The following is a 22594-nucleotide window of genomic DNA, read 5'->3' on the forward strand; positions in this document are numbered from 1 at the left end:
AGGTGGCTGAGCCACCTCTTTTCATCTCTGCATCAGAAATCAGCTTTCAGCACAACGCGGTAGTTCGCTTTACCGGCGCGCACATGCTCCAGCGCATCGTTGATTTTTGACATCGGGAACTCTTCTACCTGCGGCGCGATATCAGTACGCGCGGCGAGGCGCATCAGCGTACGCAGCTGGCCCGGCGAGCCGGTAGAGGAGCCGGTTACCGCGCGATCGCCCATGATCAGGGTAAATGCCGGAACCGGGAACGGCTTCATTACTGCACCGACGGTATGGAACTTACCGTGCGGGGCCAGCGCCTGGAAATAGGGCTGCCAGTCGAGATCGACCGCAACCGTACTGATAATCAGGTCAAACTGACCCGCCAGCGCCTTCAGCGCTTTTGGATCGCGGCTGTTGACCACGCGATCGGCGCCCATCGCTTTAACAGATTCAGTTTTGCTGGCGTTTGAACTAAACGCGGTCACCTCTGCACCCATGGCACGCAGCAGTTTGATGGCCATATGGCCCAGACCGCCAATTCCGATGACGCCGACGCGGCTGTTAACGTTGATGTTGTGCATCAGCAGCGGTTTGAATACAGTAATACCACCGCAGAGCAGCGGGCCGGCTGACGTGATATCAATTGATTCCGGTAGCGGGATCACCCACTGCCAGTCCGCACGCAGGTGGCTGGCGAAGCCGCCTTTGTTCATAATGGTCGGGACAGAGCCTTTTTCGCAGTTTACCTGCTCGCCGTTAATACAGGCATCGCAGTGCTGACAACTTTTCGCCGTCCAGCCGATGCCCACGCGCTGGCCCACTTTCAGCCCTTTGTTTTGCGCTGCGGCTCCCAGCTCGCTGATGCGGCCGATAACTTCATGCCCGGCAATGACCGGGAAAGAGGAGATGCCCCACTCATTGTCGATCATAGAGAGATCGGAGTGGCAGACACCGCAGTAGTCCACTTCGACCATCACCTCTTCCGCGTTCAGCGGACCAGCTTCATATTCGTGCGGCACCAGTGCTTCGCCCGCTTTCATCGCGGCATAGCTTTTGATTTTCATTCCAGTCCTCTGTTTTTTTAGTTACGACCCGGCAAGTTTAGCAGAGGCGCCGTGATGATTTAGGCGAGCAACCAGGCAGCCAGCCCGATCAAAACGCTGCGGGGCGCAAAAAGCATTAAGGGTTAAAGCGAACCGGGTGCAGATCGGCGCTGTTGCGCCTCCGGTCACTCTCCACCCGGCTCAACGCTAAAACTCCGGCTCTTCACCCGGCAGCGGCTCAGAGAGCGACTGCCCCTCTGCCCCGGCATAAAAAATAATCAGCTCGGTCGCCTGCTCAGCGGTATAGCCGCGATGCGCACTGTTAACCGTCTCATTCAGCGCTTCACCGGCATTAAAATGCTGGCGCCGGCCGCTCTCTTTATCTTCAATAATCAGCTGGCCCGACAGCACGTAAGCCGTGTTGGGCATGGGATGCGTATGCCACGGCAGTTCACTGTGGGGCGGCAGCGACATGCGCATAACGGAAATCTGTGGCTTGCCTGACGGATAGCAGTCGTAAGCCTGACCGTTCCATGCGGTGCCGCTCTCTGACACCAGTTCATGCACGATTTCACTGTTTTTTGAGTTCGTCATCTTTTCTCCTGTTACTTTGCGCGTTACCGGAGTGTAGAACATTGCTGCGCTTACCGACGCGCGCGCTGGATTTTGCTCAGCGTTCAAGCTGCTCCCGGCATTCGCTGAAGAGTCCGATAAGATGATCGGCCACCGCGCGTACGCGACCCGACGTTGCCAGATCGGCGTGCATTACCAGCCACAGCGGCTGATCGGCACTACTGTCGCGCTGCAGGCAATGCAAACCGCTGGCTCTGGCCATAAAGTGCGGCAACACGCCAACGCCCAGTCCGGCCGTCACCGCCGCAACCTGCGCGGTCAGCGTGTTGGCTTCCAGCCGGCAGGGCCTGCCGCGCAGCACGCGCTTGATCCAGCGGGCGGCAGGCAGATGCTGGTGTGATTCAGACCAGCCGATACAGGGCGCTTCATTGAGGGTAAAAGGTGCTGAAGCGTGCAGTAATGACGGCGCCATATACAGACCGAATCCCAGGGTTCCCAGCCGTCTGATGGTCAGGTTGCCCGCCTCAGGGCGAACCAGACGAATCGCCAGATCGGCCTCTCTGCGGTGCAGATTGACTGACTGCACCCCGCTCAGCACCTCCAGCCGAAGCGCCGGATGCGTCTGCAGCAGAGACGGCAGTGAAGGCAGAATAAAATGGGTGGCCAGATTATCCGACGTTGCCAGCCGTACCAGTCCGGCCACCGCTCCCTGCAGCTGCGCTTTTTCTGTCACCGCCCGCCCCGCCTCTTCCAGCGCCTCCGCCCGCTCCAGCAGCGCTTCGCCATCATCCGTTAGCCGGTATCCGCTCTGATGCCGGCTGAACAGCGGCAGTCCCAGCGACTGCTCCAGCCGGTCCAGCTTTCTGGAGACGGTCGCGATGCCGGTTTCCAGCGCACTCGCCGCGCCGCTCAGCGTTCCGGCGCGGGCGATTGCCAGAAAGATCCTGATGTCATCCCAGTAAAATTCACTCTTCATAGTTTCCATTTATGGAAAATAGCCTTCCATTCTCCGCACTGTTTTCCCGATTTCGATCAGATGATACTGCGCATCCCCGGGAAGTTAAACCGGTTAAGAATTCCGGAATCTGAACATAAGGAGACTGCACCATGAATGACACTGTTATCGCTACGCACGCAGTGCCAGCGCGTAACTGGATTGCTATTGCCGCGCTCGGCCTCAGCGCTTTTACTATCGTCACCAGCGAGCTGGCGCCGGTAGGGATGCTGAACGCCCTGGCAAACGATCTGCACCAGCCTGCTGCCACCACCGGACTGATTGTTACCGCTTATGGCTGGGTCGCTGCGCTGGCTGCACTCTGCTCCGGCATGCTGCCAGCACGCACTCCGCGCAAGGCGCTGCTGGTTGGATTAATGGTGATTCTGGCGGGCTCCTGTCTGATGGCGATGCGCGCTTACGCTCTGCCCGCGCTAATGACCGCCCGCATTACCGGTGCGCTGGCCCATGGCGTATTCTGGGCGCTGATTGGCACCGTTGCCGCCCGGCTGGTGCCGGCCAGCAGGCTGGGACTGGCGACATCAGTGATATTTGGCGGCGTCTCAGCCGCCAGCGTACTGGGCGTACCGCTTGCCAGCTTTATGGCTGCTGCTGCCGGCTGGCGCAGCGCGTTCGGTGCCATTGCGCTGTTTGCACTGGCCGCCGCCGTGGTTCTCTGGCGCACGCTTCCGGCTCTGACGCCTCCTGCCCCCTTAAAACTGAATGACTATCTGGCTATTTTTCGCCATCGCACGCTGCTGACGCTGTTTGGCGCAACGGCAGCCGTCATCACCGCGCACTTTGCCGCGTTTACCTATATCGATCCGCTGCTGACGTTAAAGCAGGGTATTGCCCCTGCTGCGGTTTCCGCCCTGCTGCTGATGGCCGGCATCGCCGGCGTAGCGGGCAATATGATTGCCGGGAAGTTGATCGATCGGCATCTCAGGGGCCTGATTCTTTCAGCGCTGCTGCTGAGCGCGCTGGCGCTGGGCGCACTCAGCATCGCCGCATTGCCGCACGGCCTGACCGCGCTGCTGCTGGCACTCTGGAGCGCCGGGATCGCAGTAATATTCGTCGGGCTGCAGACCTGGCTGCTGCGCAGTGCCGGTACGGCCGCGCAGCCCGCTTCTGCGCTCTATGTCGCGATATTTAATGCCGCCATCGGCAGCGGTGCGCTGGCAGGAGGACATCTGGCTGGGCTTATCGGCCTGCAGAAGATGGTGCTGATGGCAGCAGCAGTGATGCTCGTCAGCAGCCTGTTCATACTGCGGCTGCGCACTCCGCGTTAATCACCCCGGAGCGGCGCCGATGACATCTTTTCATCTGTGGCAACCGCTGCCGCAATGTAATCAATAAACGCCCTGACTTTTGCGCTCAGGGCGGAACGCTCACTGACGCAGGCGTAAATGATCATCGGCAGCGACTGAATCGCCTGTTTGTCGTCAGTAAACAGCGGGATTAGCTGGCCGCTGGCGATCAGCGGCCGGGCGATAAAGCTTGCCAGCCGTGCAATTCCGCCACCGCTGACGGCAATTCTGGCAATAATATCGATATCGTCACTGATAAAACGGGGATTCAGCCGGGCGGTAACGACCTCCCCGTCTGCGCTGAAGCTCCAGGGAAGAAACCGGCCATCTGTGGGATAACGAAACACCAGACAGGCGTGCTCGCTCAGCTCGTCAATGCGTTGCGGGGTACCTGCACGGGAGAGGTAAGCGGGTGCCGCACAGAAAATAAACGGCAGGGATGCGATTTTTCGCGCCACCAGCCGATCGTTCAGCTGCGCCTCAATGCGCAGGCTGACATCGATATTTTCCAGCCGGTGATCGACATTACGATCGGTAGCGATCAGTTCTATGTCAATTCCGGGGAACATTTCATTAAAAGCCGGCATAAGAGGGGCAACCACGTAGCGGCCAAACGCCGCGGTGGTGGCAATGCGCAGCGGACCCTGCGGTCCGGTTTCCACAGCGGCAGCCTGCGCAGCAAGCGCAATATCATACGGTATATGGCGGACTTTGGCGTAATAACGCTGACCGCTTTCCGTCAGGACCATACTGCGGGTGGTGCGTGAAAGCAGACGCACGCCGAGGTGCGTTTCGAGCCGGGCCAGGCTCTGGCTTACGGCTGCAGCACTCATTCCTCTGGCGCGGGCAGCAGCGGCAATAGTGCCGTTTTCCACTACGCGAACAAAATTGTCGATCAACCCCAGCATATCCATCAGCGGCCCGCTCTTTTCGTAAATGTTGCTTAGCAATGATTAAAGCACAGCTGTGCTTTTTTTGTCCGGCACAGGCCCGTAAGGTAGCCGCTGTTTCTTAACTTACCGGTCAGGAGAGATCTTATGATTAAAGCAATTGCGTCAGCTGGCGTGCGCTTACGGCTGCCACATCGGGTTACCCCTTATATATTTTCTCTGTACATGGCGACCATTATGGCGTTTCTGATGAGCCTGGTTATTACGCTGGCAGAGTCTGGTCCAGGCCCGCATTATATGACAAATGTGATGAATGCTTATCAGGTGGCGATGCCTGCTGCCTTTGTCTGCATTCTGCTTGTACGTCCGGTGGTTATCCGGCTGGTGGCGCTAACCGTTCACGGCCACTAATCTCCTGCACAGCTGGCCGCGTGCTTAGCGCGGCTTTTTTCGACGCTTTTCGGCATACATCACGCTGTCGCTCTCGCCGATCATTTCCGCGAGCGAGGCATATTTGCCTGCCTCACTGGCGATCATGCCAAACGAGTAATTAATGTTGTAGGGCTTAGCCGCCTGCTGATTCCATACTGACAGCGCCTCGCGCAGCCGGCACAGGTAGGCTTTAGCATCGCTTTGCCGGGCCAGCAATACAGCAAACTCATCGCCGCCGAGACGGCCTGCAATGTCATCCGGTCCGAGCTGCTGATAGAGCAGCGCGGCGAAGATCTTCAGCACGTTGTCGCCTTCTGCATGGCCCCACAGGTCATTGATAGGCTTGAATTTGTCGAGGTCAAAATAGAGGATGGCAAAGTCGCGATCCTGCTGCTGCAGTTGCTGAAACCGCTTTTCTCCCATCGCATAAAACCCGCGCCGGTTGGGAATATCCGTCAGGCTGTCCACCATTGCGATGTGCGTGACCTGAAATTCATTTTCGACAATCGCCGCCACGTCTTTCATTGCGGCAATGTCTTCGTCGGTAAAACGGCGCGGTTCGCTGTTAGCCAGACACAGAGTACCGGCAACGGCACCGTCGGGCAGCCGCACCGGATACCCCACATAAAAACGGATAAACGGCGTGCCGGTCACCAGCGGATTGTCATAAAACCGCGCATCTTCGCGCGCGTCTGTGATGATTAAAGGCTCATCCAGCATAATGGCATGCGCGCACAGAGAGATGTCGCGTTTCATCTCGCGGCCGTTGATCCCCTGACACGCCAGCGCCCACTGACGATCGCGATCGATAAGGTTGATTAGCGCTATCGGTACCTGAAACAGCCGGCGGGAAATGCGGGTCAGTCGTTCAAAGCGCTCATCGTCCTGCGTATCCAGCAGGCCAAGTTTGTGGAGCGACTTCAGCCGCACAGCTTCATTTTCCGGCATTCCCGGCAATTTCATAGCAACCTCTTCTCTTTTCGCCCTGGGCTATTTTAAGGGATAGCACTCTGTCCAGTTATAGTTAGTTTTCACCAGCGTCAGTTCCCCGGCTACATCACCGAACGTGGCGGCCTGATGCTTAAAGAAAAACGCGCGCACAGGTTCAGGTAAAAACGCCGCCCCGTAGCGCAGCAGCGTGCTGTGCCAGAAGGGAGCCGGCAACGCTCTGCCGGCATGGCGCATCAGGATTTCATTTTTCCACTGAGAATCGAGCACCTTTGCACAGAACTGCTCGCGCAGCGCCAGCGCAGGATGTGCCGGGATCCCCGCCAGCAAAAGCTGATCGGGTAACGCTACCAGCCGCAGATGCGTAATCACAACTTTTTCCGCTGCAAATTCACGCCAGATTGCCATTAACTGATCCACTTTCGCTGGCAGTGGCTCATCTGCGTGATAGAGCGGCAGAGTCAGGGGTAAGAAAGTAAAATGCAAACCGCAGGCGGGCAACGTATCGGCAAGCCGGTCACCTGCGGTGAGCTGAGTTAACTTCACAATAAGGCGTGAAATATCTGCGGTCACGGAGAGCCGTATGCCCGTTGCCAGCGCGAGCCGGGTCGGATCGTAGTAGTTTTCCTCTCTGACCTTCCCGATACCTGCATTTTCCGCCCACAACGCCGCAGTATTGTTATTCACAGCGTGATATCTGTTTTGCAAACTTATTGCGTTCATAGCAACCCTTCAGGCATTAATTTAAGCATCGGCTTGTGGTCATATATTTAGCAGAAATTAATGACCCGGACCTGAAGAAGCGCGCCCGCCAGCTTCCGTTGATAAACAGAACAATGCTTCAGAGAAGCGAAGAGTCTATAAAATCCCTCAGCTCCGCAGCATTTATGTTTGCCAGCGCTGAAGCTTTCAGATGCGGAGAGGCTGCCAGATACCGGGAAATAAGCTCAAAGCCTGCGGTGTATCCCAGCCACTTTGGCAAATCGCCGGTTCCGTAAAACCAGGCATTGTGATCGTAATCGGTGCGATGCCAGCTGTCATGCAGTTGCCGGGCAAAGGATTGAATAATATCTGAGTTGAGGCTTTCCCAGAGTTCAGGTTTACCGCCCAAAAGCTCGAGAGAAAAGTGCCCGGCAAGCCCTTCAGAAACGATAGCTTCCCCTAACGTTGAGCCATATCCGGGCCCTGCCCACCTGGCCGCATGGTGCAGTTCATGAGCAAACATTCGCTCAAGCGAGTGCGCTTCATTTTTACAGAATGCCGGGTTTTCAGGGTCGACCGTTAAATAGATAACGCCTGGCTCAGGACAAAAACCCGTGTGCCCTTTTTCAGGAATCACAAACTTTCCGGCTTTAACCACCACATCCAGCGAAGGAACCGGCATCAGCCGCTGAGCTTTTTCATAGGTAGCGGTCAGGCTGGCCTGAAGCCATTCACGGTGAGCGGTCAGTTTTTGTTGGGCATTCAGAATATGCAGGGTTATGTGAGGCATGTCAGCACCATCCAAAAACGAGAGTATATATCCGCCTGCCAGCAAACATACAGCGAATCTCCTGATGCGCCATTGCAGATCGCGCTGTCTGCTTCTGACACAAAGCCGCCTTTTATGCAGTGATGCTATATCAGACATTACCAGGTGGCCTTATGTGAAAAACGGAAGTCATATTACCGTGCATTATCTGGCCTGGATGTCACAGGAAAAAAACGATATCAGTCAACGGACATATCTGTTGTAACAGGTGAGTTATGGTGTTAAAACCAGAAAACAGCTTTTTTAAGTTATTATGTTTCCTCTTACTGTCACCAACTTATAAGCGAAAACCAGGCGATGATTAAGTCAGTTCAGTCAACAACCACCGTCACAACCACCGGCACCTTCGGCGGCGTGAGCGCATCTGTGACTGACACCTGACAAAACAGACTCTGACTCCCCGCCAGACCGGACGGGGAAAACGATCTCTCCGTTCATAACTTACCGAATGGAGATATATTATGATTTCTGAAAATGCGCTTTTAATTATCGATATGCAGCACGGGCTTTTTCGCGGGCCGGTTTCCCCCTGTTCCGCGGCTTCTGTACTCTCGAATATCTGTCTGCTGATTGAAAAAGCCAGGCGGGCTCAGATACCCATCTTTTTTGCGCGCCATACCGGACCTGATGACTCCCCTTTCTCAGAGCAGGGACCGTTAACCCGACTTATACCTGAAATGAACGTGTACGCTGAGCGTGATGTCGTGTTTATTAAAAAGCATCCCAGCTGTTTTCAGAATACGGACCTGCAGCATCAGCTCAGCCAGCGAGGTATCAGGGAACTGGTTATCGCCGGGATGAAAACAGAATTTTGTGTGGACACGACCTGCCGTGCAGCGTCGGAACGCGGATTCAGGACAGTGCTGATTTCAGATGCGCATACCACAATGGATAACTGCTGCCTGTCAGCTAAAGAGATCGTCAGCCATCATAATGTCACGCTGGCTGGCCCGTTTGTTACGCTATCCACTGCGGCCGACTGGAACGTTATCGGGAAATGAGTATTAACTGTAGCCGCCCGCAGGGCGGCTGAAGACACTATGCTCAACGTATAGAACAATCCGATCTATCGGCCAGTGTCCGCTATGAGTGAGGAGCGGACGTTTAATGAACTGCATTATCAAAGTTGAGTGAGGAACTGATTGATATCTTCGCGACTAGCTAGCTTTATTTGGTTCTCGGGACTGACTTTTGAAAAGACAGTAAGATGCCCCTCATAACTACTCGACCCGGTTCGTATTTCATACAAGGAAGCCCATTCCAGCAAGGCTTTATAATCTTCAACAGATCCATTGTTCCTTATCCCCCTGACTTCAATGTTTTCAACACATTCGCTTGGCTTAGGCGTCAGCCATATGACATGAGAAGCGTAATAAGAGACTTGATCAGCGATCCAGCCATATACGCCCTCAATAATCCAGCGTTCTTTATTTGCTATTGCAAGAACATCTTTAATCACTTCTGTCTTTTCCCTGGCTCTCCCGTAACCATCTTGTTCCCAGTAAAGAGTATCTAAATCTGTAACAGGTAATGTTTTGAATTCAGAGATACGTGCAGCAAGCCAACTTTTGCCTGAACCGCTATTTCCCATAATCAGCACACGCTGTAAGTCATTGCACATGTTTATGCTCTTATTATTAATCACTTCTGAAAACGTATGATATATAAAACAAAATGTAGTAAAAACCTGTTTCTGCAGAATCGGCACTTTATAAATTGATGATCATCTCATTTCTTTCTGCTTGAGAGAAAAAATGTCTGCTTCTGGCACATAGCGGACGGAGTTCGATGAACATCTGCTAAGAGCGAGAAGCGTGCTTTATACGTTTATCGTAAAGTTTGTCATTCAGGCAGAGCGTTGCCTCTGACTGGTCTGCGGCATGAGAGGCAAGCGTGTAGTTTATCCGTAAAGGTGAAATGGGTAGTGCCGGGATTATCATAAATGCAAACCGATACAGACACGTGGAAAAAGGAGGCGCCTGCCCTCTTTTCATCCACGTTGCTGGCGGTAGACGGGGTTAATGAAAACGCCGTCAGGCCGGTAAACATACATGCCTCTCCTGAAGGGTGTTACTGATGTACTTCTTGGATGAGAGAGGCCTCGAACTCTACACCGGGCATCATTTTTTTCAGGCCGTCTGTCAGCATCTTCCCGGCTTCGTGAAGCATCTCCAGCGGCATCTGGGGAAGACTCTCAAGGATGAACCACATCTGCTGTGCTTCGACACCCAGGCGAGTTCTGATCCCCTGGCGCCAGTTCCAGCGTCGGCAAGTCACACCGGCCTCATCACACCATATCACCTCACCCTGCGAAGGATATTCAATGGTGGTCTCGCCTTCTTTAAGCGTATCAAAAGGTTCTGTTCCTTTTGCCACAGTCAGGCATGGTGCTCCCTGATAGGCAGAGATATTTTCGCCACCCACCGGCACAGCATAACGAAGACTGACAGCATTATAGAGATCAACAATGGGGTCGAGCGCCGGCATTGTACCGTCGCGCAATACGCGCTTACGCAAGGCATCAGCTGAACACGGCGTACGCTTGGGCTTAGCGCCAAATTTCTGGAAAACTTCCCCCCAGGCGGCCAGATGAGATTCCGCCCATTCTGGCTGACCCGCCAGAACTGCTTTACATGCATCCTGTAGCGCAGCTTCTCCTGCACCAGGATTTATCACCGGTGCGGCTTGCACGACGATACTCAATGCCCGAAATCCAGGTGCAATGCGATAAATATCGGGAGCAATTGACGGAGATACTTTTAACACGGGATAATCCTTTAATGACCAATTTACATCATGATAATGACCGATGACCGAAAAAGTCAATTTACTGACCGACGCTAATGCTATCGCCGACAATGTTAATGAAGCCGTATCTCAGCGGATTAAGGTGTATCGTCAGCAAAAAAAAATGTCTCTTGATGAACTCTCCCGCCGGGCCGGCGTGAGCAAGGGAACGCTGGTTGAGATAGAGGGATGCAGAGCGAATCCCAGTATCGCCCTGCTATGCCGGCTGGCTGCCGCGATGGGCGTTGCAGTGGCTGACTTTGTGGATGTCAGCTCAAAACCGGCAGTCCGCCTGATTTCATCAGATGAAATACCGGAACTGTGGAAAGGAGAAAAAGGCGGCAGTGCAAAATTGCTCGCTGGATCTGGCGGCCCTGATATGACAGAACTCTGGATGTGGGAAATGCAACCGGGTGAAAGGTTTGACTCCCCCGGCCATACAGCAGGAACGCTTGAACTTTTTTATGTTCAGGCGGGTTCACTCACGCTTGGGGTACAGGACCATCAATATCTTTTAAGAGCCGGTTGTTCGGCGACTGCCAGAACAGATGTTCCTCATTTTTATGAAAACCGGGAGGAAGATCCCCTGGTTTTTATCATGACTGTACACGAAAAGCAGTCTGCCAGATGATGTACGCTTTTGTCGTGAAGTTCCAAAGTGAGATTTCAGATAGTTTAGTGCTTATTTTCTAAAACCCAGCAGGTAACTTCATGTTTAAAAGAGCGGATCACGTCGGTTTTTCAGTCAGAAACATTGAAGAGTCCCTGTTCTTCTGGACTCAGAGTAATATATCTACAAAGCCCCGATAGACAGATGCTGGAGTTGATGGAGCAGGGTCAATGAAAGGCATATTCCGGATCATGCGCGCGCCATTAACCGTTATTGCGGCCAGCTTCCGAACAATTCTTGTGCATCGCCTGTCATCTCTGGAGCGTTTAATGTGCCGGATCTGTCAGTCTGAAAATTAACCCGCAGAATGGGTTATTTATAAAGTTAATCCTGGCAATAACACGCTGAAACAGAGAGATTCACTATTTTCTTCAGTTGAGGGTTTTACCTCATTGAACCGATATCGGTTCTGCTTACGCCTTCCTTATAGTGCTTACAGACTGACCTGTAAGGAGGTGTGTCCTGATGAGTTCACGTATTCGATTAGGTGTAAGCCCGTTAAGCTGGACCAACGACGTTCTGCCCGATCTGGGCGACACTATTTCACTTGAAACCTGCCTGACACAGGCTGCCTCTGCCGGTTATCAGGGGATTGAGCTGGGCAGAAAATTTCCCCGAACCCACACCGAATTAGCCCCACTATTGCATGAAGCGGGGCTTCAGCTCGCTTCGGGCTGGTACAGCGGTTTCCTTGCCGAACGCAGCGTTGCTGATGAAATCGCGGCCGTGGAACCACACGCCGGGCTTCTCAAAGCATCAGGAGCAGACGTTATGGTTTACGGCGAATGCGGCTGTATGCCTGGCAGCTATCCGCTGGACGAGCCTCTTTCTCTTTCTCCGGCCCTGTGCAGCCTGGATGCTGATGAATATGCCGGCAAAGTCAGCGAGTTTGCCGATATTCTGATGGGGAGATTTGGCCTGAAACTTGCCTACCATCATCATCTGATGATGCTGGTTGAGCAACACCATGAACTGGAAGAGTTTCTGACTAAAACCGCTGAGAGTGTCGGACTGGTTCTGGACTCCGGGCACGCTTTTGCCGCGGGTGTTGACCTGGCTCAGATAACAGAAAAGTTTGGTCATCGTATCGTGCATATCCACCTGAAGGATGTCCGCGCTGAGGTGCTACATCGCGTCCGGGAAAACGACCTCAGCTTTAATGATGCAGTACGCGCGGGACTCTTCACGGTGCCGGGCGAGGGATGCATTGATTATTCTCCGCTGACTGATTTTATTGCGCGCTCAGATTATCAGGGCTGGCTGACAGTAGAAGCCGAACAGGACCCGCAAAAAGAAGAGCCGTTTGCTGCCGTTTCCCGGGCGTTTCACTGGGTAAAAAGCACTTTTTCACAGTCCCTCTCAACAGAGGAAGTTGCTCAATGAAAGACAAACTCAACATTGGCTTAATCGGCTCGGGCTTCATGGGGCAGGCGCATGCTGATGCTTACCGCCGTGCGGCAATGATCTATCCCGGCCTGCCAAAGCGCCCTCATCTCTATGCACTGGCCGATCAAAACCAGACTTTAGCCGATGCGAATGCGGTGCGCTTTGGGGCTGATAAGGCTTACGGAGACTGGCACGATCTGATTAACGATCCGCAGGTTGACGTGGTCGATATCACCTCCCCCAATCATCTGCACTATGAGATGGCGCTGGCCGCGATTGCGGCAGGTAAGCACGTTTACTGTGAAAAACCACTGGCCGTCAGCACGGAAGAGGCGCTGCAGATGACTCTGGCAGCAGAACAGGCGGGCGTCAAAACGATGGTGGCTTTCAATAATATCAAAACGCCTGCGGCGCTGCTGGCAAAACAGATTATTGAGCGCGGCGATATCGGCACGCCAATCCGCTTTCGTGGCACCTTTGATCAGGGTTTTTATAATGACCCGGAACTGCCCTGGTCCTGGCGCTGCTCTAAAAAGCTGGGCGGCAGCGGATCCCTGGGCGATCTGGGGGCCCATACCCTTTCCGTCGCGCAGTTTCTCATGGGTGAGATCAGCGAGGTAACGGCCAGCGCCCAGACCTGGCTGCGGCAGCGCCCGGTTCCGCAGGTGGACGCCGGTTATGCCAGTCGCATCGATGAGCAGGCAGAATGGCGTGAGGTGGAAAATGACGACCAGGTTCAGTGCCTCGTCAGCTTTGAAAGCGGGGCCAGCGGCGTGATCGAAGCTTCACGCCTCGCTGCCGGTCGCATTTTTGGGGTGTTCTGGGAAGTCTCAGGTACAGAGGGCACCCTTTATATGGATGGCGAACGTTTCAATGAGCTGCAGGTTTATCGCTTCAGCGATGACAAAAATGACAGGGGCTTTAAGACCCTCTATGCCGGCAGCCAGATCCCGGCCTATTCAGGCTTTTTCGGATTCGATTTTGGCGGCGGCGGGCTCGGCTATTTTGATGTCAAAGTGATTGAGATTCATGACCTGGTGCAGGGGATCTGCGGCGACGGCGACTGTTACCCGAACTTTGCATTTGGCCTGCAGAATCAACAGGTTCTGACCGCCATTGAGCAATCTATCCTATCCCGTCAGTGGGTTGCTGTAGCAGGCAACCGCCAGGACCGTACTTAAAAGGAATCATTATGTTTCCCTCTTCCCTGCCCGCTCCGCGACTGCCCTCTGAAAAGTCGATACCCGTATTGCGCTGGGGCATCATTGGCCCTGGCTGGATCGCTGAACACTTTGCCCGCGCGCTGAAGGAGCACACCGGACAGCAGCTGGTTGCTGTAGCAGCAAGAAACAGAGCTAAAGCACAGGCATTCGCCGATCGCTGGGCCATTCCGGCGGCCTTCAGCAGTGCAGATGAAATGCTGGCAATGAATGATCTGGACGCCATCTATATCGCCACCCCACATAACCATCACTATCCGGATGGCATGAAAGCACTTAATGCAGGCAAACATGTGCTGATTGAGAAACCCCTGGCGCTGAATGTCAGGGAAGCAGAAGCCCTGCAGACGCGCGCCCGTCAAAAAGGCCTGCTGTGTATGGAGGGTATGTGGTGCGATTTCGCGCCAAAATATGATGTGCTGCGTCAGCTTTTAACCGACGGCATTCTGGGCGATCTTCATACCCTGACTGCCGATCACGGTGAGTTTTTTACGCAGGATCACCGCATCTTCAATGCCGATCTGGCCGGCGGTCCGATGCTGGATCTGGGCAGCTATCTGGTTTCGCTGAGCGTGATGGTGGCAGGTGCACCTGTGCGCATTCAGTCCAGCGGACAGCCGGCAACAGAAAATGTTAACGGACAGGCTTCTATGTTGTTCGAACATGCCAGCGGCATGCATTCGGTACTGAACACGACTCTGTTCAGTAATACCCCCGGCAGTGCGGTGATTGCCGGCCGCGATGCCACTCTGGTTCTGGCGGGACAGTTTTATGCGCCCGGCGGCTTTGTACTGACCTCGAGCCAGGGCGGTCATACGCTGTGCTGGGAGGAACCCGCCAACCGCTACACGCAGCTCTATCATGAGATCCGACATTTTGCATGGTGCGTGGGACAGGGATTAAACGACTCCCCTGTCCGCCCTTTGTCCGCCGTACTTATGACTCTGACCGCGATGGATACGGTAAGGGAGCAGCTGGGTATCGTTTTCAACGAAGAGCGTTAATATTTGTGAAAGAAGGACCTGAGTATCCTTAGCTTACGGGGCCATATCCTCACGGGACTGGCCCCGGACCGTTGTCAGAATACGTTATCGACCGGGCAGAACATCCCGGTTGCCAGAGATTTCGTCGCGGCTTCTGCGATCGCCTGCGCCCGGATCCCATCCAGCAGCCCTGGTAAATCAGTCACCTCTTCCCCGTTCAGATAGCGGACAAAAGCGTCAAGATGCTGATAATAGGTGCCCTGCACACGACTGAACCAGTCTGCATAAAGTCCCTGCCTGATAATCGCCTTTCCCTGGAAAAGCGTCATACCCGGCGGGCTCTGCGAACCTGACTCTGCCAGTCCTTTTGCACCCATAACGCTGATCCTTTCGTCATAACCGTAGCCCGTGCGACGCGTATTATCGAGCTGCGCAAATGATCCCTGCTGCATCTGCATAATCAGCACCGACGTATCTACATCGTCAAACTCGCTAATGGTCGGCATGGCCAGTGCTGCACCCATCGCACCTACTGAAATAACGTCATCGGCTGTCAGCCAGCGCAGCAGATCGAAAAAATGGATTGCCTGGTCACGCATCTGGCCGCCGGATGACCTGAGATAACTGAGCGGCGGAAGCTCTGACGCACGACAGACCATCTGAATTAACTCAGGACGTCCGACAGTTCCCTGTTCCAGCTGACGCTTTAACTGCTGATGGCTGCTGTCAAAACGGCGATTGAAGCCTATCGTGATTTTTGTCTTCAGAGGCAGCACGTTTTCAGCAACGCGGATCGCTCTTGCCAGCGACAAATCGATCGGCTTTTCACAATAGACGGCCTTACCTGCCCGCGCAGCCGCTTCAAGCAGTTCAGCGTGTGACGGCGTTGCGCTGGCAATCAGCACGGCATCTATATTGTCACTGTTGATGGCGGCGCTGACTTCGCCCGCCATGCACTTCATCTGCCCGGCCAGTGCGGCGGCCTGCTCCGTATCAATGTCGGCCAGCATCGCAAGCTCAACCTCCGGATGAGCCGCGAGATTTGCAGCATGTACCTGTCCGATAAAACCACAGCCAATCAGGGCAAAGCGTTTTTTCTGCGTCATGGTGATTTCCTGTCTGAAGGTCTACGTTCAGCGATAAAGACGCTGCCAACTTAGCCTGCCCGCCTATCCTGAGAAATGCATGTTTTGAGGGAAATACCTCAGCAGGAACCCTGATGAAAACACTGACTCTTGAGATGAACGTGGTGAAACACCTTTGGAATATACCAGCGGCAAAGTTACCTTTATTCTCTATACGCAGGAGAGTTTTTATTAGCGTCTGGTAGATTATTTTTATGCAGCCAGTTTGCGGTAAATATTCACTTCTGGCATAAAGCGGAATAACTGGATGTAAGGTCCGCTATGAGTGAAAAGCGGACCTTTTATTCATAAGCTTCAGAGTTTTTAAGTCGCTGAACATTACATTCCTGCTAAGCGCCTGGGCCAGAATTTGAAAGCGATTATCAAAAATAACAGAAAAACTCATTCCATTTTACCTGCTATGGCGCATGTCAGTGCTCAGCTGCCTGGAGACTATCCCGGACTCAGCGTAATCGAAAAGTTTGACTGGCTGGAGTATGACATTCAGCCAGATAACATCTGTAACCTGACATCGCCAGATGGCGTTCAGATAAGTCTGCGTCCGAGGGGGCGTTATGCCACAAATGACCCGCTCGTGCTCATTGACTGGCTGCATACCGGACGGGTAGCAGGTCAGTCCTTCTGTCTGTCTCGCTTTGACTAACGTAGCGCATATGCAACAAACTATTTTTAGCTTATAGTCAGGTTCAGTAGTAGAATACCGCGCCTCGTCGTGAACTGGCGATAATGGAGTCTGTCGTGAAATTTAAAATCCAGCATTTACAAGCAGCAGTGGCACTGGTACTTGCCAGTATCCAGCCGCAACCTAAAGCGGTTGCGTGCCAGCCTACGATTGTGGAGCGGGTTTTCGAGATGGGTGCCAGAGTCAATAAAACCGACATCGAAGATCTGACCGTCGTGCTTAATGCCCTGGCCAGTGAGCTGCGCGAGAGCCGCGTCGAACTTTCCCGTTATGCTGATAACGATTTTGAAGGCGCAGTTAAAACAGCTAAAGGAATCCAGAGTCAGACTGTTCATGTCGCCGGTATTGCTGAATCCTTCGTCCTGATGCTGCCCGAAAAAGACATTATCCTATCTTACGACAAAGACTCTGCAGAGTTTGCGTTTGTTAAGGCCATCAAAATGGTCAGCATTGCGACCAAAAATTACCTCGGCCTTATAGACCAGCTTATTCGCACAACCGATGTGCGTAATTCAGACGTCAGCCTGTTAGCCATGAACCATCTGCTGGACTCGGGCAATAAGGCCGCTGCTAAATGGCATTAACGGCTGAATACAGCCAGATTACATGGGATGAATTTTTTCAGCCCACGTTCGCCGTTTACCCTGACCTCGAAGAGCAGTTTAAGGCCGAGTTCATTACTTATAAATCAACTGGCGCGCCTTCAAACATGCTTGGTCGGGATGCACCTTTTGACTTTCCACCGTTCGCGGTTGATGCGAACGTTCAGCATATCCACGTCAACCTGCACTTTCGGCTGACCTGGAATGCCAGGCAGGAAAACTATAACCGAACCTCTGATCACTATCTCGTTTATACCGAGCATATGTGGGATAGCGGCCGGTTTTTACTTATGGGCCTGATTACACCCGCTCATGCACGTATGCCTGCCAGAGACACTCGATTGCTCAAATACTTTTCAGATGTTGCAGAAGGCTTTCACGCCTCCTGAACAAGCTTGAATTTTCTGAATCAGAACAAGTCCGCTTCTGGCACTAAGCGGAATAACCGGATGTAAGGTCCGCTGTGAGTAAGAAGCGGACTTTAACGGTCTCAGGTTGCCAGAATTTCAGGCTGGCAACTTGCAGAGTATCTGATTAGAGCTTTCTCAAAAGTCTGGCGGGATTACCCGCATACACGCCTTTTACCAGCACAGGCTTTGTAACCACGCTACCGGCACCAATCACCGCACCACTGCAAATGTCCGCGGTTAAGATAGTTGCCCCGCTCCCCACGGTTACCGCGTTACCTAATATGATATGTATCCAGCTTTCTGCAGAAGCATCAGGAGCGCCATTCTTAAACAAGTCGTTGGCAAAGGTTACGCCATGGCCTATAAAACAATCCTTACCCAGGGTAACGTTCTCACAGATAAAAGTGTGTGACTGTACTCGGGTTCTGTCGCCTATAACGCATCCCTTTTGTATCTCTACAAATGGCCCTACAAAAACATCATCACCCAGTTCACACTCATAGATGTTTACCGGCGTGATTACTCTCACATTTTCGCCTTGTTTTACGTCACGAATGCCACTTTCAATAACCTTCATTTAAACTGTGTCCTTACTTGAAATGGTTCGGCTAAAAGCTTGCACAATTTTTATCGTCACGAGGTAACAAGGTTAACCTGCTTTTACTCATTCGCGCACGATGAGGATCGCAATATCCGCTTCTGGCGCGAAGCGGACTTGCGCACAGATCGACGTTAGCTATGAGCGAAAAGCGGGATTTCGCAGCAGTGCAACAATGATGAATATTTGAATCAGGTAATTCATATTGAACGGAAATGGGTTACTTCCTTAAGCGTATTAAATTAAAAAAGGCTAAAAATGACAAAGCTCGAAGAATTAAAAAACATTTATCCCGGTGCACTGGCATGGCAATTTGGCGACAGCCCGGAACTTGCTGATGAACTCGTACAACTGATTTTGAGTGGCAGTAAAACAGCGACATGCTCTTCGATAGCATCTTTTCAGCATGAACATGAACGAGGCGAAGCTCCCTGCGTAGGAAGTTATAATATCATTCTCAACGGAGCCGGGCAGCCAATGTGCGTGATCAGAACGCTCAGGATGCAGGTTATCCGCTTCAATGAAGTGACGAGTGAACTCGCCAGTAAGGAAGGTGAAGGTGATTTAAGTCTGGAGTACTGGAATGAAGGTCATAAGCGTTATTTTGAGCGTGAAGGCACTTATTCTGAAGAAATGGAACTTGTCTTCGAGGAATTTGAACTTACAGAGATTTTGTAACTGTCCGCTCCTGACACAAAGCGGACTGACGCAGAGTTGAGGTCCGCGATGAGAGAGGCGGACGTCAAAAAGAGGGCGACCGGAAAGTTCTGTCACATCAGACATAGCATCCTGGCTACGAACCCGCAAAAGTCATCGGGTGTATGCTGCGGCAGTTAAAAGAATGAAGAAAATGCCTGACATGAACACCCCCTGAAGCATTTGATCTGCTTCTGGCACAAAGCAGACGTCAACCGCAAAGCGATCAGCGTTAACGTTTTGCTTCGATCAAATGTCGGGTGGAATACGCAACAAATGGCTGACCCAGGCGCATTTTCTGGTCCATCGCCTGCAATTCTTTGTAGTATTTCTCCACGGAGAAGCCCGGGACCCACCAGACGCATTTTCGCAAAATCCAGACAACGGCACTGATATCAAAAAACGTCATCCGGCAGCGTGCTGTGCGTAAGTCAATGACCTTCAGACCCGCCATCTCCGCATCCTCTTTTTCTTTGACAGGATCTCTGTACATTCTCTCTTTGGGAAGTGGTCCTAAAAAATACTCGATTAATTCAAATGCAGATGCAGGTCCAACATGCTGTGCCAGATAGCTTCCTCCGGGTTTAAGAACCCGATATATTTCTGGCCAGTCCGGTGCTACCGGATGCCTGGATGTGACCAGGTCAAAAGATTGTTCGCTAAAAGGAAGCTTTTTGGTGATGGAAGTATCAACAATATTTACCCCCCGGGGTGAAAGGTGCTGCCGGGCTTTTTTCAGGTTCGGGGGCCACGCTTCTGTTGCGGCCATATATGCAGGAAACTCGGGAACTTCATTTAATACTTCTCCTCCACCGGTATCAATGTCCAGTGCTGACGTTACCCGGCTTAAGCGTTCTCCGATTAACCTCGCGTAACCCCAGGAGGACCTTTCCTCTGTCGCTTTCCCGTCCAGCCAGTCAAACCCCCAGCCCTCTGTATCGGCCTCCATAGCTTCCATTAATAGTTCATCAAAAGATTTCACCTGAATTCTCTCCGTAGATATTAGGTTCAGGGCACATTTTAGAGTATTGGTTCAGGCAATGCGATCCACTCCTGGAGCTATCATTAGCACTGTGAAAGCACCGCTGGTTTAATCACATTCGATATAATTTAATGTTACCGGGCAGGTTTTGATTTAAGTCGATTAACTCATATAAGTCGTTATATACTCAATGATATATCGGTAAGTAATGATGCCTGCCCTTTCGACAGATGTTGGAAATTTCATGTTTGTTAAACGTTTGATCCTGGTGAAGACAACGTTCACCAGCGCAATGTTATTGTCTGCTATGCCGGTATATGCCGTAAATGAACAACCTGCGATGGTCGTTAATGCTTCACCAGACGACGCGCCTTCTGCAACCGGCAGGAAAGCTACTTTGTGTCCATGCAACTCAGCTTCTGACAGGGATATTTACTGATGAAAAGCCTGCAATGGGCACTACCGCTTCTGGTCGTAAGCGCTCTGGCGTCGGCTCAGACAGTCACTGACGACAGCGGGAATAAGATTGAATTGAGCCAGCCGGTGCTGCACATAGCCGATGCCTGGTTTGCCCACCACTCTCTGCTTATGACGCTGGGCGCCGGCGATCGGATTGTGGCAACCGTAAACCATCCGGCGGAGCGGCCGTGGATGTTTAAGGTACAGCCATCGTTAAATCAGGCGCTCCAGGCACACGGTAAAACCTTTAACAGTGAAGCGCTGGTGGCACGCAACGTTGATGCGATTTTTGTACCCGCTAACGATCCCGATGCAGAGTCTTATCGTCTGGCCGGTATTCCCGTACTGGCAATGAATTTTGATGATTTTGACTCGATGAAACGCTCACTCACTACCACGGCTCAGGTGGTCGGCACACCGGCAGCGGCCGCGCGAGCCCGGGCTTATAATCGCTATCTGGATACGCAAATCGCTGCTATTCAGACCAAAACGGCCGCGCTTGCGGAGAGTGAACGCCCGCGCGTGCTGCATATTCAGTCGCTGCATCCGCTGAAGGTAGATGGCCGGAATACCCTGATTGATACCTGGATCAGGCTTGCGGGTGGCCGGAACGTCGCCGCCTCCGTGGATGGCAATATGCGCCCTGTTTCACCGGAGGAGGTGATACGCTGGGATCCGGATGTGATTATTATCGGTGCCGGCGCGGGAACCCTGGCTGACTCTGACTACAAATCGCTGTTCGCCAGCGTAAAAGCCGTGAAGCAGCAGCAGGTGTGGCAGAACCCATCGGGTGTCTTTCCCTGGGATCGCTACGGCACTGAAGTCGCACTGCAAATCCAGTGGGCTGCCAAAAAGCTGCATACGGCGCTGTTTGCAACGCGCGATCTGGTTGACGCGACTCAGGAATTTTACCGGACATTTTACGATTACCCGCTGAGCAAACAGGATGCGCAGCGTATTCTGCAGGCACTGCCTCCAGGTTGAGGCAGAGTTTTCCAGTCAGCTTTAATAAACTATTCATTGCAGGGAGAGCCAGCTTACGGCTCTCCCTTTTTGATCCGCTCAGTCAGCATTGCATAGCTGTCTGTCGCCCCGGTGATAGCCTCCTGCTAAAAAAACGTTGACGAGGTAGAACGATCGTTCTACCTTAAGGCCATGAACAAAACATTAGTCAGTACCCGGGAAAAAATTCTCAGGAGCGCTGAGCAGCTGATTTATCAGAACGGTATCCACGCCATGGGCATGGATCTTCTGGTCAGAACCTCAGGCGTCGCCAGAAAAAGTATTTATCATCACTTCGCCAGTAAAGAGGAGGTGGCATCAGCCGCGCTGAGCGTGCGCGATGAGCAGTGGATGGCGTGGTTCAGAAGCGCGTCCGATCAAGGCAATACGCCGCAGGATCGCATTCTGAATATGTTTACCGCGCTGAAAAGCTGGTTTGAGTCAGAGGGTTTCCGTGGCTGCGCATTTATCAACACCGCCGGTGAGACAGGCAACCCTGACGATACCGTTCGCCAGATAGCGAAAACCCACAAGCAGAAGTTACTGGATTACGCCCTGGAGCTCAGCAAAGAGATGAATGTTGCACATCCCGAGGCGCTGGCCAGACAGCTGCTGATTCTGATAGAGGGCGCCATTACCGCGTCCTATGTTATGGGGAGCGGGAGCGGGAGCGCGGCCGACGACGCACGGGATATTGCGAAAATGCTGCTGGAGCAGGTTTCCTGAAGCCTGCGTACTCATCAAATTTGAATTAACAGGAGTTTTACCATGTCTGATTCATACCAACGCCCGCCGCTTCCTCCTTTCACCCGCGAAACGGCCGTCGAAAAGGTGCGCCTGGCTGAAGATGGCTGGAACAGCCGCGATGCGGCTAAAGTCGCACTGGCTTACTCAGCGGACACACAATGGCGCAACCGCACCGAGTTTGCTCATAACCGTGAAGAAGCCGAAGCGTTTCTGGCCCGTAAATGGAAAAAAGAGCTTGAGTATCGTCTTATCAAGGAGCTCTGGGCGTTTGATGGCAACCGCATTGCTGTCCGCTACGCCTATGAATGGCGCGATGATTCCGGTAACTGGTTCCGCTCTTACGGCAATGAAAACTGGGAGTTTGAAGGCGATGGCCTGATGAAGCGCCGTTTTGCCTGTATCAACGATATGCCTATTAAAGAGAGCGAACGCAAATTTTTCTGGCCGCTGGGACGTCGTCCGGACGATCATCCGGGGCTGACTGCGCTGGGGTTGTAACGGCGGCAGGGCAGCTCGCGTGAC

Annotated in this window: 25 protein-coding genes; 13 read left to right on the forward strand and 12 right to left on the reverse strand. The window is 52.9% G+C overall.

Annotated features, from left to right (window positions below; all coding sequences use genetic code 11):
* Nucleotides 1-32 precede the first annotated feature (32 nt).
* From FS690_RS12380 to FS690_RS12390, 3 genes are all read right to left on the reverse strand, one after another.
* Entirely contained in the window at nt 33-1049 is a 1017-nt protein-coding gene (locus tag FS690_RS12380; protein WP_040113682.1) for an NAD(P)-dependent alcohol dehydrogenase, read from the reverse strand.
* 186 nt (nt 1050-1235) lie between these two features.
* Nucleotides 1236-1622 carry a cupin domain-containing protein gene (locus tag FS690_RS12385; protein ID WP_071668413.1) on the reverse strand — a complete coding sequence of 129 codons (387 nt, stop codon included), beginning with the start codon at nt 1620-1622 and terminating at the stop codon, nt 1236-1238.
* 76 nt (nt 1623-1698) lie between these two features.
* On the reverse strand, nt 1699-2577 hold the full coding sequence (locus FS690_RS12390) for a LysR family transcriptional regulator (protein ID WP_071668431.1): 879 nt from the start codon (nt 2575-2577) through the stop codon (nt 1699-1701).
* 131 nt (nt 2578-2708) lie between these two features.
* Between FS690_RS12390 and FS690_RS12395 the strand changes: the two genes are divergently transcribed.
* A complete protein-coding gene (locus FS690_RS12395) occupies nt 2709-3884 on the forward strand; it encodes an MFS transporter (RefSeq protein ID WP_145339687.1) in 1176 nt (391 codons plus the stop codon).
* Here FS690_RS12395 and FS690_RS12400 read toward each other — a convergent pair.
* The gene (locus FS690_RS12400) at nt 3881-4816 is read right to left on the reverse strand and encodes a LysR family transcriptional regulator (protein ID WP_145339688.1); all 936 of its coding nucleotides are present in this window, start codon (nt 4814-4816) and stop codon (nt 3881-3883) included. The genes FS690_RS12395 and FS690_RS12400 overlap by 4 nt on opposite strands.
* A gap of 123 nt (nt 4817-4939) precedes the next feature.
* Here FS690_RS12400 and FS690_RS12405 point away from each other — a divergent pair, with 123 nt between their 5' ends.
* Entirely contained in the window at nt 4940-5203 is a 264-nt protein-coding gene (locus FS690_RS12405; RefSeq protein ID WP_040113687.1) for a DUF2798 domain-containing protein, read from the forward strand.
* Between the two features lie 24 nt (nt 5204-5227).
* On the opposite strand, the gene FS690_RS12410 is transcribed toward FS690_RS12405, so the two are convergent.
* From FS690_RS12410 to FS690_RS12420, 3 genes are all read right to left on the reverse strand, one after another.
* Entirely contained in the window at nt 5228-6187 is a 960-nt protein-coding gene (locus FS690_RS12410) for a sensor domain-containing diguanylate cyclase (RefSeq protein ID WP_145339689.1), read from the reverse strand.
* A gap of 27 nt (nt 6188-6214) precedes the next feature.
* Nucleotides 6215-6895 (reverse strand): hypothetical protein, encoded by a 681-nt coding sequence (locus FS690_RS12415; RefSeq protein ID WP_145339690.1) that lies wholly within the window; start codon nt 6893-6895, stop codon nt 6215-6217.
* A 118-nt stretch (nt 6896-7013) separates the two neighbouring features.
* Entirely contained in the window at nt 7014-7802 is a 789-nt protein-coding gene (locus tag FS690_RS12420; RefSeq protein WP_255471492.1) for a DUF2268 domain-containing protein, read from the reverse strand.
* A gap of 359 nt (nt 7803-8161) precedes the next feature.
* Here FS690_RS12420 and FS690_RS12425 point away from each other — a divergent pair, with 359 nt between their 5' ends.
* On the forward strand, nt 8162-8704 hold the full coding sequence (locus FS690_RS12425) for a cysteine hydrolase family protein (RefSeq protein WP_145339691.1): 543 nt from the start codon (nt 8162-8164) through the stop codon (nt 8702-8704).
* Nucleotides 8705-8823: 119 nt separating this feature from the next.
* Here the strand turns inward: FS690_RS12425 and FS690_RS12430 are convergent, their stop codons facing one another.
* Together FS690_RS12430 and FS690_RS12440 are read right to left on the reverse strand one after the other, a co-directional pair.
* Entirely contained in the window at nt 8824-9324 is a 501-nt protein-coding gene (locus tag FS690_RS12430) for an adenylate kinase (RefSeq protein WP_108569808.1), read from the reverse strand.
* Nucleotides 9325-9773: 449 nt separating this feature from the next.
* Complete coding sequence (locus tag FS690_RS12440) at nt 9774-10469, reverse strand: B3/4 domain-containing protein (RefSeq protein ID WP_071668515.1); 696 nt, start codon at nt 10467-10469, stop codon at nt 9774-9776.
* Nucleotides 10470-10512: 43 nt separating this feature from the next.
* On the opposite strand from FS690_RS12440, the gene FS690_RS12445 reads away from it, so the two are divergent.
* The 4 genes from FS690_RS12445 (at nt 10513) to FS690_RS12460 (ending at nt 14770) form a co-directional block, all read left to right on the forward strand.
* Nucleotides 10513-11121 carry a cupin domain-containing protein gene (locus FS690_RS12445; protein WP_071668516.1) on the forward strand — a complete coding sequence of 203 codons (609 nt, stop codon included), beginning with the start codon at nt 10513-10515 and terminating at the stop codon, nt 11119-11121.
* Between the two features lie 501 nt (nt 11122-11622).
* Nucleotides 11623-12543, forward strand: a complete 921-nt coding sequence (gene iolE, locus FS690_RS12450; protein ID WP_145339692.1) for a myo-inosose-2 dehydratase — start codon at nt 11623-11625, stop codon at nt 12541-12543.
* Nucleotides 12540-13727 carry a Gfo/Idh/MocA family protein gene (locus FS690_RS12455; protein ID WP_071668518.1) on the forward strand — a complete coding sequence of 396 codons (1188 nt, stop codon included), beginning with the start codon at nt 12540-12542 and terminating at the stop codon, nt 13725-13727. Before iolE ends, FS690_RS12455 begins: the two co-directional genes overlap by 4 nt.
* 11 nt (nt 13728-13738) lie before the next feature.
* Nucleotides 13739-14770: a Gfo/Idh/MocA family protein gene (locus FS690_RS12460; protein ID WP_071668519.1), complete on the forward strand. Its 1032-nt coding sequence runs from the start codon at nt 13739-13741 to the stop codon at nt 14768-14770.
* A gap of 74 nt (nt 14771-14844) precedes the next feature.
* Here FS690_RS12460 and FS690_RS12465 read toward each other — a convergent pair whose 3' ends face one another.
* Nucleotides 14845-15855 carry a Gfo/Idh/MocA family oxidoreductase gene (locus tag FS690_RS12465; protein ID WP_145339693.1) on the reverse strand — a complete coding sequence of 337 codons (1011 nt, stop codon included), beginning with the start codon at nt 15853-15855 and terminating at the stop codon, nt 14845-14847.
* 777 nt (nt 15856-16632) lie between these two features.
* Between FS690_RS12465 and FS690_RS12470 the strand changes: the two genes are divergently transcribed.
* A complete protein-coding gene (locus tag FS690_RS12470) occupies nt 16633-17160 on the forward strand; it encodes a hypothetical protein (protein WP_255471493.1) in 528 nt (175 codons plus the stop codon).
* Nucleotides 17151-17567, forward strand: a complete 417-nt coding sequence (locus FS690_RS12475) for a type II toxin-antitoxin system YafO family toxin (protein WP_145339695.1) — start codon at nt 17151-17153, stop codon at nt 17565-17567. The genes FS690_RS12470 and FS690_RS12475 overlap by 10 nt, the downstream gene beginning before the upstream one ends.
* 145 nt (nt 17568-17712) lie before the next feature.
* On the opposite strand, the gene FS690_RS12480 is transcribed toward FS690_RS12475, so the two are convergent.
* Nucleotides 17713-18165 carry an acyltransferase gene (locus FS690_RS12480; protein WP_145339696.1) on the reverse strand — a complete coding sequence of 151 codons (453 nt, stop codon included), beginning with the start codon at nt 18163-18165 and terminating at the stop codon, nt 17713-17715.
* Nucleotides 18166-18444: 279 nt separating this feature from the next.
* Between FS690_RS12480 and FS690_RS12485 the strand changes: the two genes are divergently transcribed.
* Complete coding sequence (locus tag FS690_RS12485) at nt 18445-18864, forward strand: ASCH domain-containing protein (protein WP_145339697.1); 420 nt, start codon at nt 18445-18447, stop codon at nt 18862-18864.
* Nucleotides 18865-19114: 250 nt separating this feature from the next.
* On the opposite strand, the gene FS690_RS12490 is transcribed toward FS690_RS12485, so the two are convergent.
* The gene (locus FS690_RS12490) at nt 19115-19864 is read right to left on the reverse strand and encodes a class I SAM-dependent methyltransferase (protein WP_145339698.1); all 750 of its coding nucleotides are present in this window, start codon (nt 19862-19864) and stop codon (nt 19115-19117) included.
* A gap of 438 nt (nt 19865-20302) precedes the next feature.
* Here FS690_RS12490 and FS690_RS12500 point away from each other — a divergent pair, with 438 nt between their 5' ends.
* The 3 genes from FS690_RS12500 to FS690_RS12510 all read left to right on the forward strand — a co-directional run bounded on the left by FS690_RS12500 (nt 20303) and on the right by FS690_RS12510 (nt 22570).
* Nucleotides 20303-21307, forward strand: a complete 1005-nt coding sequence (locus FS690_RS12500) for an ABC transporter substrate-binding protein (RefSeq protein WP_145339699.1) — start codon at nt 20303-20305, stop codon at nt 21305-21307.
* Between the two features lie 171 nt (nt 21308-21478).
* Nucleotides 21479-22051: a TetR/AcrR family transcriptional regulator gene (locus tag FS690_RS12505; RefSeq protein ID WP_145339700.1), complete on the forward strand. Its 573-nt coding sequence runs from the start codon at nt 21479-21481 to the stop codon at nt 22049-22051.
* Between the two features lie 42 nt (nt 22052-22093).
* On the forward strand, nt 22094-22570 hold the full coding sequence (locus FS690_RS12510) for a DUF1348 family protein (protein WP_108569804.1): 477 nt from the start codon (nt 22094-22096) through the stop codon (nt 22568-22570).
* Nucleotides 22571-22594 lie beyond the last annotated feature (24 nt).

The organism is Pantoea sp. PSNIH1, from assembly GCF_007680655.1.
Classification (GTDB): Bacteria; Pseudomonadota; Gammaproteobacteria; order Enterobacterales; family Enterobacteriaceae; genus Pantoea; species Pantoea eucrina.

Coding starts and splice junctions, on each gene's coding strand:
- FS690_RS12380 (WP_040113682.1), bottom strand. CDS start 1,049: ATGAAAATCAAAAGCTATGCCGCGATGAAAGCGGGCGAAGCACTGGTG.
- FS690_RS12385 (WP_071668413.1), bottom strand. CDS start 1,622: ATGACGAACTCAAAAAACAGTGAAATCGTGCATGAACTGGTGTCAGAG.
- FS690_RS12390 (WP_071668431.1), bottom strand. CDS start 2,577: ATGAAGAGTGAATTTTACTGGGATGACATCAGGATCTTTCTGGCAATC.
- FS690_RS12395 (WP_145339687.1), top strand. CDS start 2,709: ATGAATGACACTGTTATCGCTACGCACGCAGTGCCAGCGCGTAACTGG.
- FS690_RS12400 (WP_145339688.1), bottom strand. CDS start 4,816: ATGGATATGCTGGGGTTGATCGACAATTTTGTTCGCGTAGTGGAAAAC.
- FS690_RS12405 (WP_040113687.1), top strand. CDS start 4,940: ATGATTAAAGCAATTGCGTCAGCTGGCGTGCGCTTACGGCTGCCACAT.
- FS690_RS12410 (WP_145339689.1), bottom strand. CDS start 6,187: ATGAAATTGCCGGGAATGCCGGAAAATGAAGCTGTGCGGCTGAAGTCG.
- FS690_RS12415 (WP_145339690.1), bottom strand. CDS start 6,895: ATGAACGCAATAAGTTTGCAAAACAGATATCACGCTGTGAATAACAAT.
- FS690_RS12420 (WP_255471492.1), bottom strand. CDS start 7,802: ATGTCTGATATAGCATCACTGCATAAAAGGCGGCTTTGTGTCAGAAGC.
- FS690_RS12430 (WP_108569808.1), bottom strand. CDS start 9,324: ATGTGCAATGACTTACAGCGTGTGCTGATTATGGGAAATAGCGGTTCA.
- FS690_RS12445 (WP_071668516.1), top strand. CDS start 10,513: ATGACCGAAAAAGTCAATTTACTGACCGACGCTAATGCTATCGCCGAC.
- FS690_RS12455 (WP_071668518.1), top strand. CDS start 12,540: ATGAAAGACAAACTCAACATTGGCTTAATCGGCTCGGGCTTCATGGGG.
- FS690_RS12460 (WP_071668519.1), top strand. CDS start 13,739: ATGTTTCCCTCTTCCCTGCCCGCTCCGCGACTGCCCTCTGAAAAGTCG.
- FS690_RS12465 (WP_145339693.1), bottom strand. CDS start 15,855: ATGACGCAGAAAAAACGCTTTGCCCTGATTGGCTGTGGTTTTATCGGA.
- FS690_RS12475 (WP_145339695.1), top strand. CDS start 17,151: ATGGCATTAACGGCTGAATACAGCCAGATTACATGGGATGAATTTTTT.
- FS690_RS12480 (WP_145339696.1), bottom strand. CDS start 18,165: ATGAAGGTTATTGAAAGTGGCATTCGTGACGTAAAACAAGGCGAAAAT.
- FS690_RS12485 (WP_145339697.1), top strand. CDS start 18,445: ATGACAAAGCTCGAAGAATTAAAAAACATTTATCCCGGTGCACTGGCA.
- FS690_RS12500 (WP_145339699.1), top strand. CDS start 20,303: ATGAAAAGCCTGCAATGGGCACTACCGCTTCTGGTCGTAAGCGCTCTG.
- FS690_RS12505 (WP_145339700.1), top strand. CDS start 21,479: ATGAACAAAACATTAGTCAGTACCCGGGAAAAAATTCTCAGGAGCGCT.
- FS690_RS12510 (WP_108569804.1), top strand. CDS start 22,094: ATGTCTGATTCATACCAACGCCCGCCGCTTCCTCCTTTCACCCGCGAA.